Origin of the sequence: Leptospira weilii serovar Ranarum str. ICFT (assembly GCF_000332415.1) — a bacterium.
Lineage (GTDB): Bacteria > Spirochaetota > Leptospiria > Leptospirales > Leptospiraceae > Leptospira > Leptospira weilii_A.
In genome coordinates, this window is record NZ_AOHC02000021.1 from 85702 (window position 1) to 106261 (window position 20560).

At 45.1% G+C, this 20560-nt stretch carries 21 protein-coding genes; 5 read left to right on the forward strand and 16 right to left on the reverse strand.

What is annotated here, in order from left to right; all coding sequences use genetic code 11:
• Nucleotides 1-7 precede the first annotated feature (7 nt).
• The 3 genes from LEP1GSC060_RS06005 to LEP1GSC060_RS06015 all read right to left on the reverse strand — a co-directional run bounded on the left by LEP1GSC060_RS06005 (nucleotide 8) and on the right by LEP1GSC060_RS06015 (nucleotide 1849).
• On the reverse strand, nucleotides 8-559 hold the full coding sequence (locus tag LEP1GSC060_RS06005) for a low molecular weight protein-tyrosine-phosphatase (protein WP_002999217.1): 552 nt from the start codon (nucleotides 557-559) through the stop codon (nucleotides 8-10).
• The gene (locus tag LEP1GSC060_RS06010; protein WP_002998716.1) at nucleotides 535-1281 is read right to left on the reverse strand and encodes an SDR family oxidoreductase; all 747 of its coding nucleotides are present in this window, start codon (nucleotides 1279-1281) and stop codon (nucleotides 535-537) included. The genes LEP1GSC060_RS06005 and LEP1GSC060_RS06010 overlap by 25 nt, the downstream gene beginning before the upstream one ends.
• 196 nt (nucleotides 1282-1477) lie before the next feature.
• Nucleotides 1478-1849: a Crp/Fnr family transcriptional regulator gene (locus LEP1GSC060_RS06015; protein ID WP_002999066.1), complete on the reverse strand. Its 372-nt coding sequence runs from the start codon at nucleotides 1847-1849 to the stop codon at nucleotides 1478-1480.
• 85 nt (nucleotides 1850-1934) lie between these two features.
• Between LEP1GSC060_RS06015 and LEP1GSC060_RS06020 the strand changes: the two genes are divergently transcribed.
• Nucleotides 1935-3089 carry an acyltransferase gene (locus LEP1GSC060_RS06020; RefSeq protein ID WP_002999132.1) on the forward strand — a complete coding sequence of 385 codons (1155 nt, stop codon included), beginning with the start codon at nucleotides 1935-1937 and terminating at the stop codon, nucleotides 3087-3089.
• A gap of 371 nt (nucleotides 3090-3460) precedes the next feature.
• On the opposite strand, the gene LEP1GSC060_RS06025 is transcribed toward LEP1GSC060_RS06020, so the two are convergent.
• Genes LEP1GSC060_RS06025 through LEP1GSC060_RS06035 form a run of 3 tightly spaced genes read right to left on the reverse strand, consistent with a single transcriptional unit; the run spans nucleotide 3461 to nucleotide 5700 of the window.
• Nucleotides 3461-4063 carry an NADPH-dependent FMN reductase gene (locus LEP1GSC060_RS06025; RefSeq protein WP_002998685.1) on the reverse strand — a complete coding sequence of 201 codons (603 nt, stop codon included), beginning with the start codon at nucleotides 4061-4063 and terminating at the stop codon, nucleotides 3461-3463.
• A 19-nt stretch (nucleotides 4064-4082) separates the two neighbouring features.
• A complete protein-coding gene (locus LEP1GSC060_RS06030) occupies nucleotides 4083-4790 on the reverse strand; it encodes a ParB/RepB/Spo0J family partition protein (protein ID WP_002998874.1) in 708 nt (235 codons plus the stop codon).
• Nucleotides 4783-5700: a ParA family protein gene (locus LEP1GSC060_RS06035; protein ID WP_002998784.1), complete on the reverse strand. Its 918-nt coding sequence runs from the start codon at nucleotides 5698-5700 to the stop codon at nucleotides 4783-4785. Before LEP1GSC060_RS06035 ends, LEP1GSC060_RS06030 begins: the two co-directional genes overlap by 8 nt.
• 196 nt (nucleotides 5701-5896) lie before the next feature.
• On the opposite strand from LEP1GSC060_RS06035, the gene LEP1GSC060_RS06040 reads away from it, so the two are divergent.
• Both LEP1GSC060_RS06040 and hemH read left to right on the forward strand, forming a co-directional pair.
• Entirely contained in the window at nucleotides 5897-7003 is a 1107-nt protein-coding gene (locus LEP1GSC060_RS06040; protein ID WP_002999104.1) for a putative porin, read from the forward strand.
• A gap of 11 nt (nucleotides 7004-7014) precedes the next feature.
• Nucleotides 7015-8109, forward strand: a complete 1095-nt coding sequence (gene hemH / locus LEP1GSC060_RS06045; protein WP_002998998.1) for a ferrochelatase — start codon at nucleotides 7015-7017, stop codon at nucleotides 8107-8109.
• Here hemH and hemG read toward each other — a convergent pair.
• From hemG to LEP1GSC060_RS06095, 10 genes are all read right to left on the reverse strand, one after another.
• On the reverse strand, nucleotides 8077-9393 hold the full coding sequence (gene hemG, locus LEP1GSC060_RS06050) for a protoporphyrinogen oxidase (protein ID WP_002999210.1): 1317 nt from the start codon (nucleotides 9391-9393) through the stop codon (nucleotides 8077-8079). The genes hemH and hemG overlap by 33 nt on opposite strands.
• 15 nt (nucleotides 9394-9408) lie before the next feature.
• Nucleotides 9409-10389, reverse strand: a complete 981-nt coding sequence (locus LEP1GSC060_RS06055; protein ID WP_155119635.1) for an LA_0442/LA_0875 N-terminal domain-containing protein — start codon at nucleotides 10387-10389, stop codon at nucleotides 9409-9411.
• Between the two features lie 94 nt (nucleotides 10390-10483).
• A complete protein-coding gene (hemN, locus tag LEP1GSC060_RS06060) occupies nucleotides 10484-11833 on the reverse strand; it encodes an oxygen-independent coproporphyrinogen III oxidase (protein WP_002999107.1) in 1350 nt (449 codons plus the stop codon).
• Nucleotides 11830-12852, reverse strand: coding sequence for a uroporphyrinogen decarboxylase family protein (locus LEP1GSC060_RS06065; RefSeq protein WP_002998860.1), 1023 nt, complete (start codon nucleotides 12850-12852; stop codon nucleotides 11830-11832). Before LEP1GSC060_RS06065 ends, hemN begins: the two co-directional genes overlap by 4 nt.
• A complete protein-coding gene (locus LEP1GSC060_RS06070) occupies nucleotides 12842-13534 on the reverse strand; it encodes a response regulator transcription factor (protein ID WP_002999271.1) in 693 nt (230 codons plus the stop codon). Before LEP1GSC060_RS06070 ends, LEP1GSC060_RS06065 begins: the two co-directional genes overlap by 11 nt.
• A 1-nt stretch (nucleotide 13535) precedes the next feature.
• Complete coding sequence (locus tag LEP1GSC060_RS06075) at nucleotides 13536-14450, reverse strand: sensor histidine kinase (protein ID WP_002999126.1); 915 nt, start codon at nucleotides 14448-14450, stop codon at nucleotides 13536-13538.
• Nucleotides 14450-15781, reverse strand: coding sequence for a glutamate-1-semialdehyde 2,1-aminomutase (gene hemL, locus LEP1GSC060_RS06080; protein WP_002998690.1), 1332 nt, complete (start codon nucleotides 15779-15781; stop codon nucleotides 14450-14452). The genes LEP1GSC060_RS06075 and hemL overlap by 1 nt, the downstream gene beginning before the upstream one ends.
• Entirely contained in the window at nucleotides 15778-16731 is a 954-nt protein-coding gene (gene hemB / locus LEP1GSC060_RS06085) for a porphobilinogen synthase (RefSeq protein ID WP_002999241.1), read from the reverse strand. Before hemB ends, hemL begins: the two co-directional genes overlap by 4 nt.
• Nucleotides 16700-18328, reverse strand: coding sequence for a hydroxymethylbilane synthase (gene hemC, locus LEP1GSC060_RS06090; protein WP_002998991.1), 1629 nt, complete (start codon nucleotides 18326-18328; stop codon nucleotides 16700-16702). Before hemC ends, hemB begins: the two co-directional genes overlap by 32 nt.
• A complete protein-coding gene (locus tag LEP1GSC060_RS06095) occupies nucleotides 18313-19188 on the reverse strand; it encodes a Rossmann-fold NAD(P)-binding domain-containing protein (RefSeq protein ID WP_002998744.1) in 876 nt (291 codons plus the stop codon). The genes hemC and LEP1GSC060_RS06095 overlap by 16 nt, the downstream gene beginning before the upstream one ends.
• Before the next feature lie 108 nt (nucleotides 19189-19296).
• Between LEP1GSC060_RS06095 and LEP1GSC060_RS06100 the strand changes: the two genes are divergently transcribed.
• Entirely contained in the window at nucleotides 19297-19506 is a 210-nt protein-coding gene (locus LEP1GSC060_RS06100; protein WP_036095518.1) for a hypothetical protein, read from the forward strand.
• Nucleotides 19507-19729: 223 nt separating this feature from the next.
• Nucleotides 19730-20554 carry a 1,4-dihydroxy-6-naphtoate synthase gene (locus LEP1GSC060_RS06110; RefSeq protein ID WP_002999260.1) on the forward strand — a complete coding sequence of 275 codons (825 nt, stop codon included), beginning with the start codon at nucleotides 19730-19732 and terminating at the stop codon, nucleotides 20552-20554.
• Nucleotides 20555-20560 lie beyond the last annotated feature (6 nt).

Here is a 20560-nt window from a genome sequence, read left to right on the forward strand (position 1 = left end):
TTTCGGATTAGGCTTTTAAATCCAGTTTTCTAGAAAGGAGGAAATCGAGAAAGTCTTCTGCGGTATCGGAGACGATATTTTGCACTTCGTCAAAGTCCTTCAGAGTTCCGTAATACGGATCGGGAACCTCGGAATCTTTTTTGGAATCCTTTTGAAAAAACCGAAAGAGTTGAACCTTTTTTCTTTCTTCGTCCGAAGAAGCGAGATACAAAACGTCTTTCTGATTGGACTTATCCATCGTAAGAATGTAATCGAACTCCCGAAAGTCTTCCTTACGAAACTGTCTCGCCCGATGTGTAAGTTCGATTCCCTTTTTGCGCGCGGCCTGTCTCGTTCTAGGATCCGGAAGTTCTCCGATATGATATCGGGAAGTTCCGCAAGAATCCACGAAGAAGAAAGATTCCAATTTTTTTTTCTGAATCAAATCCAGAAAGGCGCCTTCCGCAGCGGGAGATCTGCAAATGTTCCCGAGACAAACGAATAAAACCCGGACCGGGTTTGTCACTGGCGCGTTTTGTTTTTCAAAAGGGGAATTTATTTCAGACTGATCTTCGACCATAAAAATTCGGGAATCCGTTTCATAAGATAACCCAGGAAGGCCCATGGGAACCAGGGAACTGTAGCCGATAAAACTTTGTTTTCAATACTTTTATATATTTTTTGTGCGCCTCGTTCCACCGAGATTACAAACGGACGAGATTTCATTTGATTGTTGATCGGAGTGTCTATAAATCCGGGATGAATCACCGTCACCGAAATTCCGTATCGTTTTACTTCTCCTCGAAGAGCCTCCATGTAAACGGAAAGCCCCGCCTTGGAGGAAGAATAACTTGCGGAACCCGGAAGCCCTCTAAAGGAAGCGACGGATGAGATCGCAACGATTTGTCCCGATTTTTGTTTTTGAAAGATCGGCAAAGCCGCTTCCACACCGGCCATAGCACCGATCAAATTGGTTTCGATCACGGCACGATCGGCTTCAAAACTTCTTCCACCGAAAGAAGAAGTGGTGGAAATCCCGGCGTTTAAGACGATCAGATCCAAACCTCCGAGTTCCTTTGCCAACTTGGGAATAACTTTAAAATTCTGATCCGGATCGGAAACGTCCAAGGCTGCAAAAATAATTTTACCCTTCGCGCCGGAAGATTTCAATTCGTCCGCGATTTTTTTGAGCGAATCCTTTCTTCTTGCGGTGAGAGCCACGTTAGCTCCCGATTGAGCGTAAAACCTCGCCAATTCTTTTCCGATTCCGGAACTTGCACCCGTAATGATTACATTTTTCATATAAGACAACTCGTGCAGAATTATAACCCGCTTCAAACATTAATTTCAAGGAAAATCCGTTTCTTTAAAACCGACGAAAGCGCCCGGTTCGATTTATATGTTATCTGAATCTTTCTGTTTTTTTGTTATCGACTTTCATTCGTTTTTTCGAATCTCTTTCGGAGCTCTCAAGTAATTGCAAACGGTTACTTTGGAGTTAATCGCCGAAATATTCTTCCATCTTTGAACCGAGAATCGCGTCCGTGTTCGCCAAACGATCCGCCAGGATTCGAACCATCTTGGCGGAAAAATCAGGATTTTTAATTAGAAATTTTTCAAGCTGTTGTTTGCTTTCAATCACGGCGAGTTGACAATCCAAAATCGCTTTGGCCGTCGCGGTTCTAGGCGTCGCGCGGAACAAGGCCATCTCTCCGAAAAAATCCCCTTTTTTCATCACGGCAAGACGTTGAACGATATGTTTTCGCGTAAAAAAAACTTCGACGGAACCGGAAAGAATCACATACATCGCGTTATTCGATTCTCCTTCTTTAAAAACGACTCCGCCGGCTGGGATCTCCAACTTGTTCATTCTTTAAACCGACCTAAAAGATTTACTTCTTAATCCATAAATCACATACTGACTTAATTACACTTTCAAAAAAGCATATTCTTTTATGATTTCAAATCTTTCCTTATTTATGGATGTGTTCGGACTATGTATACTGATCCTAACGTGTATTCTTTCCGACGCCCCTTCTCAAATTCTATTGTCTTCTCCGAAAAAAGAAGCCTCAAGTAACAGAAGTCAATCCGTGGATTTCGTTCGCGGGCTCGCCATCGTCGGAATCGTTTTCATTCATGTGAATTCGTATTATCAATATTTCGGTCCCGACGAAAACGCTTCCGCGTTGACTCTGGCTCTTTCAAACTTAGCCCGATTTGGAGTTCCTGCTTTTATACTTTCTTCCGGAATTTTTTTAAAGTTCACAAACTGGAAAGATTATTGGAAACCGAAGATCCTTTCTCTTTTGATTCCTTATTTTATCGTAAGTTTTTTTGCCGCTTACGTAAAACTGCAAACTCTTCCCAACTGGAGCGAGTATTTAGGCGGGATTCTACTCGGAACCTGGTGTGCGCCTTATTACTTCGTTCCTCTTTTAGTTTCCTTTTATCTAATATTCCCTTTTTTGAAACTGATTCTACCGGAGTCGCCGAAGTCGGTTTTCATTTTAGTTGCGACGACCCTTTTGGTGAATTTAATATCGAATCACTTATTTCGTTATTTTGAAATTCCCTTCTTAAAATCCGTCGAACCCATTCTGCCGACCGGATTTATTTTCTTTTTCACCTTTGGATTGTTGGCCGGAAAATGGTTTAAAGAACCGAAGGCTTTTTTACGACTTTCCGAAAAAACAAATTCCTCTCAACTCCCCTACTCATTCAGGAAAATTCTTTTCTACGGGATTTTGTTTTACTTAGTCGTAGTGGGGATCGTGGGTTATCTCTGGAAATTCGATTCGTCCAACCATCTGATCTTTTATCCGCTTGTTATGTTTCTTTTTCTTTTTCTTTGGGCGGAGAATTCTCAGGAGCAAAAGAGACATAAAAAATTCATCTCGGTTTTCGCTTTTATCGGAAAAAACAGCATGGGAATTTTTTTACTCCATCCGATCCTCATCCACCTAATGCACGCTTGGAATCCTTTTCATTGGGGTATTACTTGGGTTTTGATTTGGATCGTCGGATTTGCGAACGTCGTCGTTCCCCTTTTTGTCTGGTTGTTTACGATCAAAACGGCGAGTTTTATCTTTCGACGCGGCGACTCCTGAGCAAAGCCAAAGAAATAAACGGGCGTTCCTGCGCTTCAAATGGATCGTACACCGAAATCAAAATATAAAAAGCGCAGGCCGGGCTTGTTCCGCGCTCCGGCGTTCGCCTTCGGTCGCCTCTAACGAGGCGACTGCTTCGCACGCTCCACATCCCTAACGCTGCGCCCCATAGGAAGCAGCGTTATGAGTTTCAACGCGCTGCGCCCTGAAACGCGATCCATAGTGAACGTTTCACTGAGTTCAGAAAGTGTTCAATCGAAATAGGCGCCTCATTCTCTATGGATCATTCAGCGGGCGAGCAGCGGAGAGCCGCGAGTCGCTCACAACGTAGTTGTGAAATAAACGCGATCTATCGAACGACCCGAGAGACGTCACATCCCGTTTGCAAATTCTTTTTTAAAGGTCACGCCGGAATCGCGGACGGCTTTCAACGCCTCCCCGTAACTCACGAGAATTTTGAGAGCGAAATCGATCCGACCGCGGATATAAGAATCTTCCTTACTTGCCGATTCCGGACCGTTGAGAACTTGTTCCGCATCCCGAACGATGATATGTTCCGGAATATAACAGAGTTTCGTGTTTTTATAACTGCTCATCCTAAGTTCGGCGATCGGATAAGCGCCCCCCCTGCTTGCGGAAACCGCGCCTATCAAAACCGGTTTGTGACCGAGCAAGGAAGAATTACAATAAAGAAGAAAATTCTTGAGTCCCGGAGAAGCCATCCCGGAATATTCCGGCGTAACAAAAATAAAAGCGTCGGCGTTTTTAAGTTCGGACTCGATCGGTTTCCAGATCCGATCCCAATCCTCTCCCCCATCCCAAAAAGAATCGTCCCATACCGGAAGTTTATGAACGCCTAAATCTAAAACCCATGTTTGATGACCGAACGATTCAAGACGGCTTGACATCCACTTTGCGACCTTAGTCGACTGGGATATTTTTCGGTGCGAGCCGACTATAATAGCGAGTTTCATATTTTCTCCGTTTAAAAAATCAACCTTTGATTCCGTATTTCTTTTTCAGAGAGGAGAGTTCTCTCAAAAATTTATCCCTCTGATGCGAAACAAGTTTTCCCAATTGAATGACCACCTTTGTAGGGGCCGACTTTCGGGATGAAATCATTTCACCCCCCCTTCCTTCTTTTTGTTTCAAAAGGGCTTCCAGATTTTTTACGGAAGCGTCTTTTCCGGATCGGAGCAGGTCCTCCACCGACTTTTGATCCAGCCTTGCGATCGAACTCAACTGTTTTACGTATCTTTCGGTAAAACCCAAAACCTTGGAAACTTCTTCCGCCGTTTTTCTTTTTTCCTTTCTTAAAAACTGAATCGCACGGCCGACTTCCCAGGGATTCAGGCTTTTGCGTTTTTCGTTTTCGGCGAGCGCCATTTCAAAACATCTGTCTTCGGAGGCCGATGTTTCAATGGCGGCGATCCTATCCCACTTAAGAATTTTGGCGGCTTGGTATCTTCTTTCTCCCGCTACGATCTGATATTTTTTTCCGTGTTTTTTGACCACGATCGGTTCGATCAGGCCCAGACGTTTCATCGATTCCGTAAGATCGGAAACCTCTTCTTTTCCGAAAACCCGAGGTTGGGTCGGATTCGGAACGATGTCCGAAAGCTGAATTTCAGACTTCGAGGAATCTTTATCCCCGAACGCCGTAAGAAGATCCATACCTGCAAAGTCGGAACGTTTAGCCATTTGAAATCCTCCTTTTCAATTCATCCGCCAAGGAAAAAAACATCTGCATGACCTTGTTGTCGTATTCCCCCAAAAGTTTTTTCTTAGCCTGAGCCTGAGGGATGGACTCTCTCCTATACACAACGGTATCGAAAACTTCGAAATATTTCCGGATAACGTCCGCAAGTCCGGCGAGCGCCCGAGTGTCTTCGTATTGATTGAGGACGGCGCCCAAAAGATTGAGGGACGGGTTTGCCTTTTTTTTTATTTTTAGAATTGTTGAATGTAGATCCTTCAGACCTTGAACGCTAAAAGCTCGAGTCTGTATCGGAACCAGAACGTGATCCGCCGCGATCAAAGCGTTTTCCAAAATCAAACCTAAGGACGGCGGACAGTCTATAATAATATATTTATAGCCGGAGCGAACCGGCTTAAGCGCGTCCTTTAAAAGTTCAAAATCGTCCCTTTCATACGGCGTCGTAAAGTTCGCGAGGTGAATGGAAGAAGGTAGCACGTCCAAATCCGGAGCAAGCCGCACAAGCAGATCCTTTACCGGGACGGGATCTTCGCCCCTGTAACCCAAGGAATGAAAAACCGATTTTTCCACGGAGCCGAAAAAAAGTTGAGTGATGTTTGCCTGGGCATCCCAGTCCACAAGAAGCACCGGAGCCGACTTGGAAAGGGCTTCGGCCAAACAAACGGAAACCGTGGTTTTACCTTCTCCCCCTTTCTGATTGGAGACCGCTATAATCGTAGAGTCATAAATGCGTTCATTCGTTTTCTGAAAGTATTTTTCTATCACTTCACGTTCGAATTTCCCTTTTCCCGAAGTCGGAATTTTCCATTCCTTCACCTTGGATAAAAATTCATCCTCGGAGGAAATTTCGAACTCATCTAAAATCTGTCGGATCGTTAGATTTTTGGAACTCATTCTCGGAACCAGGATCGTCCGAACGCACTCACCGTGTCAAATCAATACTATGTCCCATCTGTTCCGACACGCTAAAAACTGTATTGCGTGGGTAGGGTAGGGCGATTAATCTGTCTTCGTCCGTCCTCAGAATAATACGGGGTGAAATGATTGCACCCCGAAACCGTGAACCCAATCCAAAAACAAAAGTAAACTTATGAAAATAAAAAAACTCTCCGCAAAAAACTCAGCGATCCTCGGCATTTATCTTTTATCGATCGGTCCGATTTACACACAGGCGTCTCCTCCGGTCTTGGAAGAACCTCCTAAACCCGTTCAGGAAAAAGAAAAGCCGCCTACACAAGAAGAGACTTTTTTTCAAAAACTGATCAGACAATCCTCCTTTACGATACTTGCAGGACGAAACGGTGGAGAGAATATTTTCGAAACCGGCACCAAATATCCGAATCTTTCTGGACTTCGCGGAGGCTCCAGGATCACGTACGCGAGAGACTTCAACTACGGCGGACTGGGTTTCACACTTCGTTGGCAAAAATGGGAGGCAGACCTGAATTTAAAAACCACCGGACGTTACGTGAACGCGGGTGAGGGTAGGGACGAGGACTTTTTTCTAGGCGCTCCGACCGTCGAAAGAGGAACCAAAATTTCAACGAGAGAATTTTCTTTCTACGATACTCCTTACACGTTCATCGGATCCCGGAATTTTGCGGACGGAAAGGGTCGCCTATCTATGAAACAACAGAGGCAATCCCTCATCTTAAGAAGATATTTCGGAGACACGGACTCCGATTTTAGAAAGGAAGGGAAAGGTCTTTTTCTCACCGGGGGATTTCAATATACGTTTATGAAATACGTGCTCTATGACGTGCTCCAGTTCTTCGATTCCAATCCCGTTTTTCTGAACAGGATCGGTTCCGGACTCAGTCTTTCGTATTCGACTTACGAATTTCCGCTGGGCCTCGGTTATCGATACTCGAACGGGGAATGGTTTTTTGAAACCTCGTTTTCCGGGATTTTTTGGACGGGACATTTCAGGGATTTTCACTATCAAAGGGCTCTCAATTTTATCGGAGACGTTTCGGGTTTCGGAATCGACTTCAACGCAAGCGCGGGACGAATTTTCGGAAATTATCTGGTGTTTATAAAACTCAACGAACACAGACTTTTCGGGGACGGTCATTTTGCAACCAAAGGAGGATTGAATGAAAGCGATATTCTCTCTCAACATCTAGGCCATTATAAAAATTACATGAATCTAAAAGAATGGAACGTAGAGTTGTCTCTGACCGGATTTTTGTATTAAAGGTAACACATTTGAAAAATAGAATTCTGTTAATCAACCTCGGCGGCCCGCGCGCCGCTTCGGAAATCGAAAAATTTCTGATCGACCTTTTCGAAGATCCTCTCGTTTTCGATCTGCCCCTTCCCGAATGGATCCGAAAACCCCTCGCAAGACTGATCGCAAAAAAAAGGGCGGGGAAGGTAGCCAAAACCTACGAGTCTATGGGATTCGGAGGCGGTTCTCCTCTTGTTTCGGAAACCTCCAAACAGGCGGAGGCAATCGCCAAGGTTCTTAAAAAAATCACGGGAGAAGAATGGGAAGGTGATATCACTATGACCTGCGGTTATCCCGATATTAGAAAATTAAATCGGGAATTCCTCGTTCCTACAAAACGGAATATTCTACTTCCCTTATATCCTCATTTTTCCAGATCCACAGTTTTGAGCACGGCCAAACTCGTGGAGCAAACGACTAAGTTTTGTCCCGTGAGTTTCGAAGGCTGGGTGGCTCCGTTTCATTCTTCCCGAGTTTATTTGGAATCGATTCGGGATCTCATTTTGGACTTTTTTCAAGACAGATTGAACCGGAAAGATTTTTTACACTCCGAGTCCTTTCAAAAAGTTGCGAACTGGGAAACGATCGATCTCGTATTCAGCGCCCACGGGATACCGATTCGTCTAATCCAAAAAGGCGATCGATATAGGGAGGAAATCCTAACCAACTTCGAAAATTTAAAACGCCTCCTTTACGAAAAAGGATTTCGAGGAGAATGTCATATTTCGTTTCAGAGTAGGGTAGGACCCTCGAAGTGGACGGAACCGAACACGATCACGATGCTCGAAGAACTCGGAAAAAAAGGAATCAAAAGAGTCGCCGTATATCCGATCAGTTTTGTGAGCGATCATTTGGAAACCCTGGAAGAAATCGGAGAACAACTCAAAAAAATCGCACAGGAAAACGGAATCGTAGAATACCACCGAATTCCGGCTCCCGGAATTTATCCGAAATTCATCGACGCGATGGCAAAAATCTGTTTAGAATCCGTCGAGGCTCCGAAAAAAGAATGTCTGTGTAAAAAATTAGGAGGACGTAATTTAAAACCGGGAGAATGTCCGATCAATCCGTGATCCGTTTCCGTCTCGCATAACGTTCCAGGCCCTTTCCAGGATCGAACTCAGGCCGATTCCGTATCGAAAATTTCCTTCCACAAAAATCCCATCGGGCAGACTACGATCCAGCTCTTTGTTGAATTCAAGGAGAGCGGAGTTGTATACGGGAAGCGCGGATTTCCAGATCGTTACGTAGTGATTGACGGGTTCGTCGTTTTGAGCCGCGATCTTTTTTCGATCCTCTTCTAAAATGGATACGATTTCTTTTTCTTTGAGTTTTACGATCTCCGCGTCCGACGCCCCTCCGAAAATAAACGTCTCGGAATAATGTCCTTCGGAAACTCTTCCGGAAAAGATGGAGGAATTGAGTAAAACACCCCTGGCCCGCACACCCGCGTCGAGGGGGAAAAGGATTCCAAATCCGGTTTTTTTTCCGAGCAGAGGTCTGTTGCCAAATCGAGTGACCGACACAACACCTAGAGTTTTACAGATCTTTTCGTATTTTTTAAAAACGGGAATACTCGAAGACAACAATTTCAGGGAAGATTCCAAACCGCAAGCGAGGATGATTTTCGCCTTCGGATATTTTTTTCTAAGAAAGTTCAGAGTAGGGGATTCCTCCGAACGTAATATCTTGGAGTTCGGTGACGATTTGATTTTTGTTTCCATCGCGTTTAGAAGTTCTCCCAAACCGCCCCGGAAACTCACCGTTCCTCTTCTTTGATTCGGAACTTTTTGTTTCGTCTTTTTTCTTAGAATCGTATCGCGAATGTTTTTTAAAAGGGAGCCCTCGGAAGAAATCCATTTTCCCAATACGAGTTCCGCGGACATATCCTTTAGATTTCCTGCATATACTCCCGAAAGCCCCGGCTCCAACAGGTTTTCAACGGCGCCTTTCCCCAAAACCCGAAACCCCCATTGATAGACCGATTCTCCCGGTTGTATCCCGGCGGAAATCGCAAAAGCTCCGTAAAACAGCCGCAAGGCGCTCCCGAAAGACAACGGTATTCTTTTGGGAACACCGTCCTTCCAGATGAATCTTTTTTTAGATTTTTTTTTTGCGGGTAGAAGATCCAGCTTAAACGCGGACGCAAGCTCTTCGAGAGGATAGGAATTTAGGATTCCGTTTGCGGCCGTTTCTACGAGCCCAAAGGGAGTTTGAACGGACCGGATCAGACCGCCGCAGCGATTTTGTTTTTCATAAAGAAAAACGGATTCCCCCTTTAAAACGGCCAGCGCCGCGTAGAGAAGTCCGGTAAAACCGGCGCCTACGACGATATAATCGGGCGGGCGCGTATTCACGGATTGATTTTTATCTTAAAATTGATATCTGTAACCGAACATATACTTGGATTCGAAAGTCGCCGCCGAAGTGAAGCCTCCTTGTGCGGTTCCGGAATTCGCCATCGGGTTGTAATCGAAGATCAATCCCTTTGTCGTTCCGTCCGAAATTCCGACCTTGGAAGAAATTTGTCCGCCGAAAATAAACGCATCCGCCAAGTTGATCAGATAAATTCCGGCTAACACGCCCATGCTGGTTTGAAGATTCTTATAAGCCTTATCCATTGCCTCTCTTTTGTCTTGATAAGGGCTGAACTCCCGATTGTAGATATGAAGCGCGAGCGGATCGGAAATCACGGGAGGTAAAGTCGGATTTGCGATTCCCAGCGAACTGAGTGCGAGTGCGTCCTTGGAGTACGGATTTCCGTAGTTCTCATATTCTCTTTTAGCCACCATATACTTGCGATTATTCTCATATACCGCGTAACCCGCGACTAAAAAGAGAGTTGGGTAGATAATCGCGGCAAACTTTCTGCCCTCCGCCCATTGTCCCCAACCCGGAAGCGCTGCGGATCTTGCAAACGCTCCGACACGGGAAACCTCCGGTTTTTTAGGAGGTGGAGTCGGAGGAGGAAGGGGTTTATTTTTTTCCGCCGCTTCTCTTTCTCTTCTGAGACGTTCTTCTTCCTCTTGTTTTTTCGTCAGTTCAAGATTTCTTTGTTTTGAAAGTTTTTCTTCTTCCAATCTTAGGATTTCCGCGTTTCGGATCCGCTCTTCCTCTTCTTCGCTCAGATCCTTATAAATGACTTTTAAAACTTCTCTTTTGGAGACGACCCGTTTGCCTTCCTTAGTTTGAATCGTAATCGTTTTTTGATTTTGAGTGACTACCTTACCGCGAAAACTTCCGCCCTCGTGTAAAAGAACGGTTTCCGCAGAAATCGAAAAAACGAAAACCATGAATACGGCGAAGATTAAAAAAAGTTTTTTCATAGATGATTTCACAACGAACCTTCCCACGATAAGCGACTACTAATCTACAAGAAATTTCGCATCTTACCTTTTTATATATGTTTTGGACGACTGTTTGACCGAAAACAAAGCCGTTTTCCTTTCAAATCGACCTTGAAAAAACCCTCAATTCCGGACTTTTTCTCCGCAATCTAAGATCCAAACCGGTGCAAACGTTTCTAAGAAAAGGTCGACCTTTTTCGGTCAAAGAGAGAAGATTTCCTTCCCACCTAATTAGAGTATCGTCTTCCATCGAGGCCAAATACAGCCTCACGTCTCGCAAAATTCTCTCAGGTACTACAACCTTTCCGGTCGTCGATAATTGCAGAATTAACGATCTTTGTATCAAATCCTCTTCATCCAACTTATGTCCTCTAAGTGTGGCAAACCCTTCCTCACGGATACGTTTTTCGTATTTTTTTACGATTTTTTCGTTTTGGTGGAAACAATCCCAACTATCCGAAATCGCGGAAACCCCGAGACCCAAAAGCAGGTCCGTGGTTTTAGTGGTATAACCCATAAAGTTCCGAAATAAATTTCCGTTTTTTGCAGCCTGAGAAAGAGAATCCGATTCCAAAGCGAAATGATCCATTCCGATTTCCCGGTAACCCGCTTGCAAAAACAGTTCCCTGGAAACTTCGTATAACTCGCGTTTTGCGGAACCGGAAGGAAGATCCGCTTCCGTAAACAATCTTTGCGCCGCCTTGAGCCAAGGAACGTGCGCGTAACTATAAAACGCGATTCGATCCGGACGCAGTTCCAAAGTTTTTTCCACGGTGCGTTTCATACTTTCCAAATTTTGTTTCGGAAGTCCGTAGATAAGATCGAAGTTTACGGACGTGTATCCCAACTTTCGGGAAAGTTCCGTGATTCTTTCCGTCATCTCGAAAGGTTGTGTACGATTGACCAACCTTTGCACTTCCGGATCAAAATCCTGAACTCCCAAGCTGACCCTTCTAAAACCGAAATCGTGCAGAATTTTAAGCTGCGTGTCCCTGGTTCTGCGAGGGTCGACTTCGAGAGAAAACTCGGGTTTCGAAGAGACATTCATTTTTTTTAATATGGAATCCAGAAGAATTTCCAAGTTTTTTTCGGAAAAGTACGTCGGAGTTCCTCCTCCGAGATGAAGCTCTTTCAGTTCCCTTTGGGAAATTTCCGGAACCTCCTTTAGATAATTAGAGAATTCTAATAGAATGGTTTCGACGTAAGGATCTTCCACGGAATGGTTTTTTGTAATCGAAGTATTACATCCGCAAAAAGAACAAAGAGTTTCACAAAACGGAATGTGCAAATATAAGGAAAGGGAGGAAGTTTCGGAACGAAGACGATTTCTCACCTGATTCAACCATTCCTCAAGCGTCGGGTTTTCGGACCAATACGGCACGGTGGGATAACTCGTATATCGAGGCGCCGGGATATCGTATTTTGCAATCAGTTCTTTTGTAGCCGTCATTGAAACGTCTCTCTCACGATTTCTACGAAAGTTTTCACATTGTCTTCGGGAGTTTTCGGCATCACACCGTGTCCGAGTCCGCAGACCCAACCGATTCTTTCTTCGGGCGAAAGATCACGATACGGGCTTAAGTAGTACTTTAAGGTTTTCTTAAATTCTTCCCTTTCCATAAACAATAAGGTTTGGTCGAAATTCCCCTGAACCATTCTTTTTTCATTTTTAAAAACTTCTTTCAGATCCCATCTATGATCGAATCCGAAACCCGCAAGGGTTGCAATCTCACGAATCGTTTGAAAATGCGGAGAACCCGTTCCTCTTCCATAATATCCGACTTTACCGGGATAACTGTCGGCCAAGGTTTTTATTCCGGGAAATACGATCTCACGAAAAAACTCGGGCGAAAGATCTCCTCCCGCCGTATCAAAGATCATAATCAACTCGGCTCCGCCTGCAAGTTGAAACGCGATATTCTCTTTTAAGAACGGGACTATCTTCTCCAAAAATTCATTCCGAACTTCGGTAAGAGTTTTCGGAAGAGAAAGATTTCCTTCGTGTTTTCCGGAAACCGCGTAAGTGAACAAGGTCCAAGGTCCGCCCACAAATCCTATGACGGATTTATCTTTGGGAATTTTTTCCCTGGTCAGTTTCATCGCGTCTTTTTGAAACTGCATAAAGGAAATTGAATCTTCTACGGAGTTCAATTTTTTCAGATCCTCTTTGGAACGAATCGCAAAACTTAAATTCGGTCCCGCGTCCGTATATTTAAGTCCCATTCCGAGCGCTTCCAGAGGAAACAAAATATCGGAGAAAAGAATCGCGACGTCAAAATCAAATTCGTCTACGGGACCGAAGGCGACTTCCGCGGCGAGCTCCGGAATTTTACAAAGTTCTTCAAAAGAATATTTTTGTCTCAGGGCCTGATAGTGTTTATGATAACGGCCCGCTTGTCTCATCATCCATACGGGTGGAATCTTTTGCGCGACTCCGCCGACGGCGTTGGAATATCGTTTACTCGACATTTTTGATTTCCCCGGTCCATTGATAACCTACACTTCTTACGGATCGAATCACTCTTTCACCTTCTTCGCCGAACGCTTGTCTAAGTCTTACGATCGAATTGTCTATCGTTCTGTTTGTGGGAAAACTTTCCTCTCCCCAAAGTTTATCCAATATTTCCGCGCGGCTGACCGTACGATCCCTTTCGGTCACGAGGAAGTGGAGTAGGGCGCAGTCTCTTTTGGAAAGCGGGAATTCTTCGTTTCCTTTTTTAATCCGAAATCCTTGAAAGTCCAAAACGTAGTCCTTATAAAAAAATCTGGTCTCTTCGATGGAATGTTTATGCGATTCCAATACGTGCCTAACGCGAAGCAGAAGTTCCTTGAGATGAAACGGTTTCGGAATGAATTCCTCCGCTCCGAGTTCGAATCCTCTGAGTCTTTCGGGCGCCCCCGCTTGTGCGGTTAAAAATAAAAACGGAGGACAGTCTTTTGTTTCTTTCAGTTCTTCCGCAAGAGTAAATCCGTCTCCGTCCGGTAAACGCACATCCAAAAGAATGAGATGAGGTTTTTCGTCCTTGACCAATTTTTTCGCTGAAATAGCGGAGACGGTCCAAAAGACATCGTATCCTTCCTTTTGCAGGCGTTCCTGAAGAGTTTCTCCGAGAGAACGATCGTCTTCGACTAACAAGAGTTTGGCTTTCATCTTAAAACGCAACCTCCTGAAAATTCAAGTCCACTCTAAAGCCGGAAGCGCTCGGAACGATTCGCATATTACCTTTCATTTTCTTCATTAACTTTTTTATAATATACAATCCGATCCCGGTTCCGCTCGTACTTCCGTGTCTGTGAAAAGGAATTCCCAAACCCTTGTATTTTCCGTTAAATCCGGACCCGTTATCCGCAACCGTAATCAGAACCCGATTCGATTTTTGTTTTTCGGAGATCACTTCGAGGACTTGAGCCTTGCCGTGTTTCAAAGAATTTTCCGCGAGATTTTTAAAAATACTTTCGAGCGCCTTTCTGTCCGCCAAAACGAAAACGTTTTCCAATCGTGTAAGATCGATTTTCAACTCGGGGAAATCCTCTCCGATCGAAAGAAAAATTTCGCGCACGTTCGTTTTTTCTATATAAAGAATTTCAGATCTTGTCAGACTCGCAAGATACATCGCTCGGTTCATCTGCGATTCGATTCTCACCGAATCCATCAACAATCGATGAATGAGTTTGTTTTCGTTGGGGTTGGGCATCTCTTCTTGAAGACTTTCGGCCTGAAGACGAAGACTCGCCAAAGGCGTTTTCATCTCGTGGGTTACGGTGGAAAAAAAATCGTGAATCATCTTGTTCCTTCGAATATCGCGATACGAGAGCCAAATCAAAGTGGCGCCTCCGAGAAAAAGCATCGAAAGAAAAAAAGTTCCTTCCATCTTGATCATTCTACTCTGTCTTTCCAAAACCGCAAGACTCTCCGAAGAAGCGGACGAATCCAGTTTGGCGCTGAGCCCGGCAACGGTGTTCGTAAGTTTTAGCCCGAGTAATAACCACCAAACTCCGAGTGAAACGGTGACAAACAACCAGACGATCGCAAACAGAATTCTAGAATTTTTCCAAAAATACGACATTAGAGTTCTTTGAGAGCGTTTTGAGCTATCTCCAAAGTTTTTGCGACGACGTCGTCGTTATGCGCCCAGGATAAAAATCCGACTTCGTAACCGGAAGGCGCGAGATAAATTCCGTTCTTTAGCAAAACATGAAATACTTTTGCAAACCCTTCCTTATGTCCTTCGGGAATTTGATCGATCCTTCTCACGGGCTGAGGCGTTTTTTTTCGGAACCAAAACAAGGAAGAATGTGTCACCGCTTCCCATTCCTGATTCGATTTTTCATTCAGAAGTTTTACCATTCCATCGGAAAAAGTTTTCGTTCTTTCAACTAACACGGTATAGACGGAATCCCTTTCCGCTTTTTTTAAGGTAGCAAGACCCGCCCTCATACCGAACGGATTTCCGCTTAAGGTTCCCGCTTGATAAACCGGACCCGAAGGCGCGACCAAATCCAAAAGATCCTTTCTCCCCGCGTAACAACCGACCGGAAAACCGCCTCCTATGATTTTGCCGTAGGTCACAAGGTCGGGACGAATTCCCGACAAACCGGCCATTCCCTGAAGACCGGTTCTAAATCCGGAAATCACCTCGTCAAAGACGACTAACGTTCCGTGTTTTTTAGCGACCTCTACGATTTTAAGAAGAAATTCCTTTCTTTGAATCAGCAGTCCGTAGTTTGCGGGAAGAGGTTCGATAATGAGAGCCGCGATATTTTTTCCTTCGGTCTCGAATATTTTTTCTACGGCCGTTTCGTCGTCCAAGGGAAGTACAAGAGTGTTTGCGATCGAAGTCGCGGAAATCCCGGCGCTATCGGAAGAGGATTCTCCCGCAAGACCGGAGCCGGCCTTTACGAGAAGAGCATCCAAATGACCGTGATAACATCCGTCGAACTTTAAGATTTTTTCCCTTCCGGTCGCGGCGCGTGCGACACGAAGCGCGCTCATTACCGCTTCGGTTCCCGAATTCACAAAACGAACTTTTTCGGCCCAAGGAATCCGGCTCGTTATAAACTCGGCGAGTTCCAGAGAGTAGGGCTCCGCCGCTCCGAAACTCCAAGCAAGGCCCGCGGTTTCACGAACCACTTCCTCCACTTCCGGATCCCTGTGTCCCAGGATCAAAGGACCGAAACTCAGGCAATAGTCGAAGTATTCCTTGCCTGCAATGTCGGTTAACGTGGCTCCGTTCGCGGAAGCGAAGAACACGGGAGTTCCTCCCACCGAACGAAAAGAACGAACGGGAGAATGGACTCCGCCGGGGGAAACTTTTTTGGCTCTTTCAAAAAGTTCTTCGGAAGTTTTCCCTTTCCAAAAATCGGAAATCAATTTCGAATCGGATGAATGTTGGCTCAAGATAAAATCTCCTTACCTCTTCTTGCGGCGTACGTAATCAAATAAGCGGCGCCCGCTCTGGAAAAAATCCGCCAGGTTTCTAACAAAGCCGCGTCGAAATCGCAAAAACCGTTTTGGGCAAGGTAATGGATCGAAGCGTATTCTCCGCTGACCTGATAAGCGCCGGTCGGAAGTCCGGTTTTTTCTCGAATCGGACGGATGAGATCGATGGAAGTCATTCCCGGTTTGACCATGAGAAAGTCGGCGCCTTCCTCTTGATCGCGGATCGAGGAAAAAATCGAATCCTCCCGATTACGAACGTCTATTTGATACGAGGAACGATCCCCGTGGCCCGGAGCGGAATCCGCGGCCGCACGAAACGGTCCGTAAAAATTGCTCTTAAACTTAGTAGAATAACTTAAAATTGGAATATTCGAAAAACCGTTTGTATCTAAAATGGAACGGTGACTTTTGACTCTTCCGTCCATCATGTCGCTTGGAGCGATTCCGTCCGCGCCGGACCGAGCGTAAGTCAAAGCGATTTCGGAAAGACGTCTAACGGAAGAAGGATTATCGATACTTCCGTCCGCGTGCAAAAGTCCGCAGTGGCCGTGAGTCGTGAGAGAACACATACAAGTATCGATCCACAAAAAGGCGTTCGGAAATTCTTTCTTTAAGGAGGAAATGGAACGTTCGTAAAAAGATTTCGGTATTTCCGAATCGGATTTACGTTCCGGAACGAGAAAAAGAATGAACTGTGTCACTCCCTTTTTAAGATCCGATTCCACTTGTTTTAAAACGGAAGTTTCCGTGTCCCTATAAACACCCGGAAGAGAATCCATCCTTTCTCTTTCTTTCAAACCCTCCGCGATAAAAATAGGTTGTATTAGTTTTTTTGAATTTAGACTTTCCGAAGACGCAAGATCTCTGAGCGAAACGTTAAGTCGGATTCTTCTTTGTTTGGTTTCCAAGGTCTTTTCCTTTGAATTCTTCGAGCCCTAAACTTTGAAGCCAGGACTTATAATGTATAAAGATGGATAGGTTTGCGGATTCTCCCAGAACTTTCCGGATATGGGAAGAAGTAATTCCGGGTCCGCAAGAGTGAAATCGATTTCGGATCCGAGGGTAAAGGGAAAGGGCTTTATCGAACTGAGAGGCGCTCATCCAAAAAAAATGGGTTTTTTCGGAAAGATCCGGGTGATCTTCCAACGCCTGCGTTTGATACGTAAGAACCCGCGGCAAGTCGGAAGCGATTTCCGTGGAACCTACGTGAGTGCATTTCACGAAATCCAAAGACATTCCAAAAATGGAATGTTTTGGAAGTTCCTCTTCCCCGAGGGCGTCCAAGGAACCGTACACCCAAATATCCCTTTCGGCGAGTTGAACCCAAGTTTTCAAACCGGACGTCCAAACAAGTCCCTTATGTTCCCAAACAGGATCCAAATTCGGAAACGCGTTCCCTCGTGTTACGAGCCAATCTTTTAAGATCAATTCTTCGGGAAGAACGACCCTGTGTTCTTTACCGTCAACGGAAAGAACAAATCCTTGGGAAGAATCCAAAGGAATTCGTTTTTGTTTCAACGCCTCTCCCGGAGCCGGATATACTTTTGCGACGGACTCGGCGTGCGGCGCCAAAAAATCGGAGAACTGTTCCTCGATCTCCAACGTTTCCCCCGAGTCGGTCAGTCCTCTTTGGTATAAAATTTTTCCGTAAGATTTCGGAAGAATGGAAACGCCGATCTTTTGATGACATCCCCCGCCGAATCGTTTTAGAATGGCTCGCTCCTCTTCGACTGCGGCCACCGTCGCGGGATTACTCAGAGATCGGATCAAATCCAAAACCCAAACGTCTTCGGTTCTTGCTTCGGCGGCGATCGCTCCCTGAGCGGGAGCGGACGGATTGAAGGAAAGAGGAAAAACCTGAAACACGGAATCGTTCAGAACTTCTTTTAAGAACTTTCGTATTTCTTGATATTCTAATTCGTTTGAGTGCGGGAAGTCTTCCGACAAAAGTCGATCGAGAGCGGCCTTTGCAAGTACGAGCCCGTCGGCGTCCGACTCTTTCCATTTGCGGATTCTCGTCTGAATGTTTCCCCGAACGGGCAAAAAGTCGAAGTCCGCATTTTTATAACGGGAAGGAAGCGACTTAGATAAGAATTTTCTTAAGTTGTATTCTCTTCTCGGAGAAGAGGTTTGGATTTTCAGTTCGCCGGGAGAATGTTTGGAGAGAGAGGATTTTTTCCAAAGTAGGACGTCTCTTGTGTCCGCTCGATCCAACACGCCTACGATCGTCGTTCCGGGACGGTCTTCCAAATCCAAGTCCTTCCAGGAATGGATCACGAGATCCACTTTTTTTTCCACGAGATCCTTTGTGAGATCTTGCGTAAAAACGCCCCTTGTTCCCATTTTCCAGAGAGGGGTTTGTAAATCCTGATCGCCCGAAGCTTCTCTAAAATGAAGTTCGGTTTGAATGTCCGGAAACTTTTTCTTTAGGGCGCCGAGTACAAGGTAAGTTTGAAGTCTTGCGAGAGCGCTTTTGCGGGAACCGATCTTTAGAACGCGGGACAAGTCAGATCTTCCCAGCCGAAAATGAATTGTTGCGTTTCGAGTTCCCGCTCCTCCACGATTTCGTCTAACGCAGGCCGAATTCTTTCCCGAATCTGCAAGGCCCTTTCCTCGACTTCACGAATCGAATCCAACATCGCTGCAAAAGATACGTATTGAACGGTATCGGGCCATCTTTCTTCCAAAGGGACCTCCCTGAAATCGACCACAACCGCGCCGTTTGCGATCAAATCCAAATGAGAAGAAAGGTCCAAGGGCGCCGCGATCACAATCGCTTCCGTGGAAGGACTCCAGTCGCTTAACAATTGTAGGGAAATATCGGATTCTTTAGAAAGTTCTAATAAACGTTTTTCGTTCCGGCCGACGAGAGTCACGTTTCGATTTTTCAACCAAGGAAGAATTTTTTCGGCGAGTTGTCCCGTTCCCAAAAGAGAAACCGAGGTTTGGTCTTTCAGATATTTATTGGCGAGACCTCCGTAAGATTGTTCGCCGATATTCTGAAGATAACGGGAACGAATACTTCTCGAATCCTGAATCAGACTGTCTCTGAACCTGGCAAGATAGTCCCCGAAGGCGGAAGAGGGGAGGGAGGAATTTTTGAACTTATCTCGAAATTGTGCAAGCACTTCGGTTTCACCCAAAAGTCTGGAATGAAGGCCGGAAATGACCTCAAGCACAAAACGATAACCTTCGTAACCATCATACTTTTCTAAGGTAGTGAAAAGCCCGGAAGGTTCTGCGTGTATCCGACTGTCTGCGATCCAAATCGTACGCATACAAGTCATCCAAGAATAGGAACCTGGAATCTCCACATTCTCTCTATCCTTTTGAATCGAATGATAAACTTGCAGAGTGGACCACATATCGATAAAAGAACTATACCCGTTTTAAAGCTCTGATTGTCAAAGAAGTGTCATTCCCTTAAAAAAGTTTCCGTTGACTTTATTGAGACCGGTTTTCAATTTGGAAGTATGCACTTGGATATACAAACACAGGATTGGATCGTATATACGATCGTGAGTCTAACGGCGGTTCGGCTTTTTTTTCCTTTGTTGTCCGTCATTCGAGAATTTATCGGCAAACCTTCGGGTAACGACGACGACGATTTCGGTTGTTACAACGGTGCGTGCAAAAGTTGCGAACCGGTCGCCTCAAAAAAGAACACTCCGATTCTCCGCTAAAACCGGAGCGACTTTCTCGTTGCTATGTCGTATAACGTGTCTCGCGGAAGTTTCTTCCCGTATCCAAAGCGTTGTTCGAAGTTGACGACCGGAGATTCCTAAAAAACGAATTGCAAGAATGGGTTTTCTTTTTTTGGCGAAATATAAAAATGATCTTACGCCGATAAACAAATCAACAAGGGTCTCTTGTTAGGACCGCTCGGTAAGACGAACTACAAAAACGATGGAATTCAGTTTAGCCTATTCCCCCTGTCCCAACGATACGTTTTTATTTTATCATCTTGTACATGGCAAGGTCGCCGAACGATTTCGAGTTCGGGAAGAACTTCACGACGTGGAAGAATTGAATCGGGCCGCGTTCCAAGGAAAGTATCAGGTCACAAAACTTTCTTTTGCAGCCTACTTTTCGGTGATGGATCGATATTCCATTTTGGATTCCGGATCGGCGCTTGGAAGAAACTGCGGGCCGCTTCTCGTTTACAAAAAAGGAAACAAGCCCGGAAACCCCAAAGGAAAAAAAATTCTCATTCCGGGAGAATTGACGACGGCCAATCTTCTTTTAAAAATTTTCCTAAAAAACGATTTCCGAGCGACTGCGGTTCGATACGATAAAATCATTCCTCTTCTTTTGTCCGGAGAATCCGACTTCGGAGTTTTGATTCACGAAGAAAGATTCACTTACGAAAGACAGGGCCTTTCCAAATTTCAAGACTTAGGAGAATGGTGGGAGGAAACGACCGGCAAACACATTCCGTTAGGCGCCATCGCATTTCGAAGAGATCTCGAAAAGGAGTGGAAGGAGAATTTTGATTCTTCCCTGAAGTTGAGCCTTGATCTTGCTTATAAAAATCGAGAAACAACTTACGAATATATCCTCAAACATTCCCAAGATACGACCCGAGAAGTCGTCGACGCACATATCGGTCTTTATGTGAACGAATTCACGCGATCGCTCGGCTCTGTAGGTAGAGACGCGATTTTTACGCTTTATCAGAAAGGCGTGGACGCGGGGTTTCTCCCTTCCGGAAAGGAAAAGGATCTGTTCTAATATCAG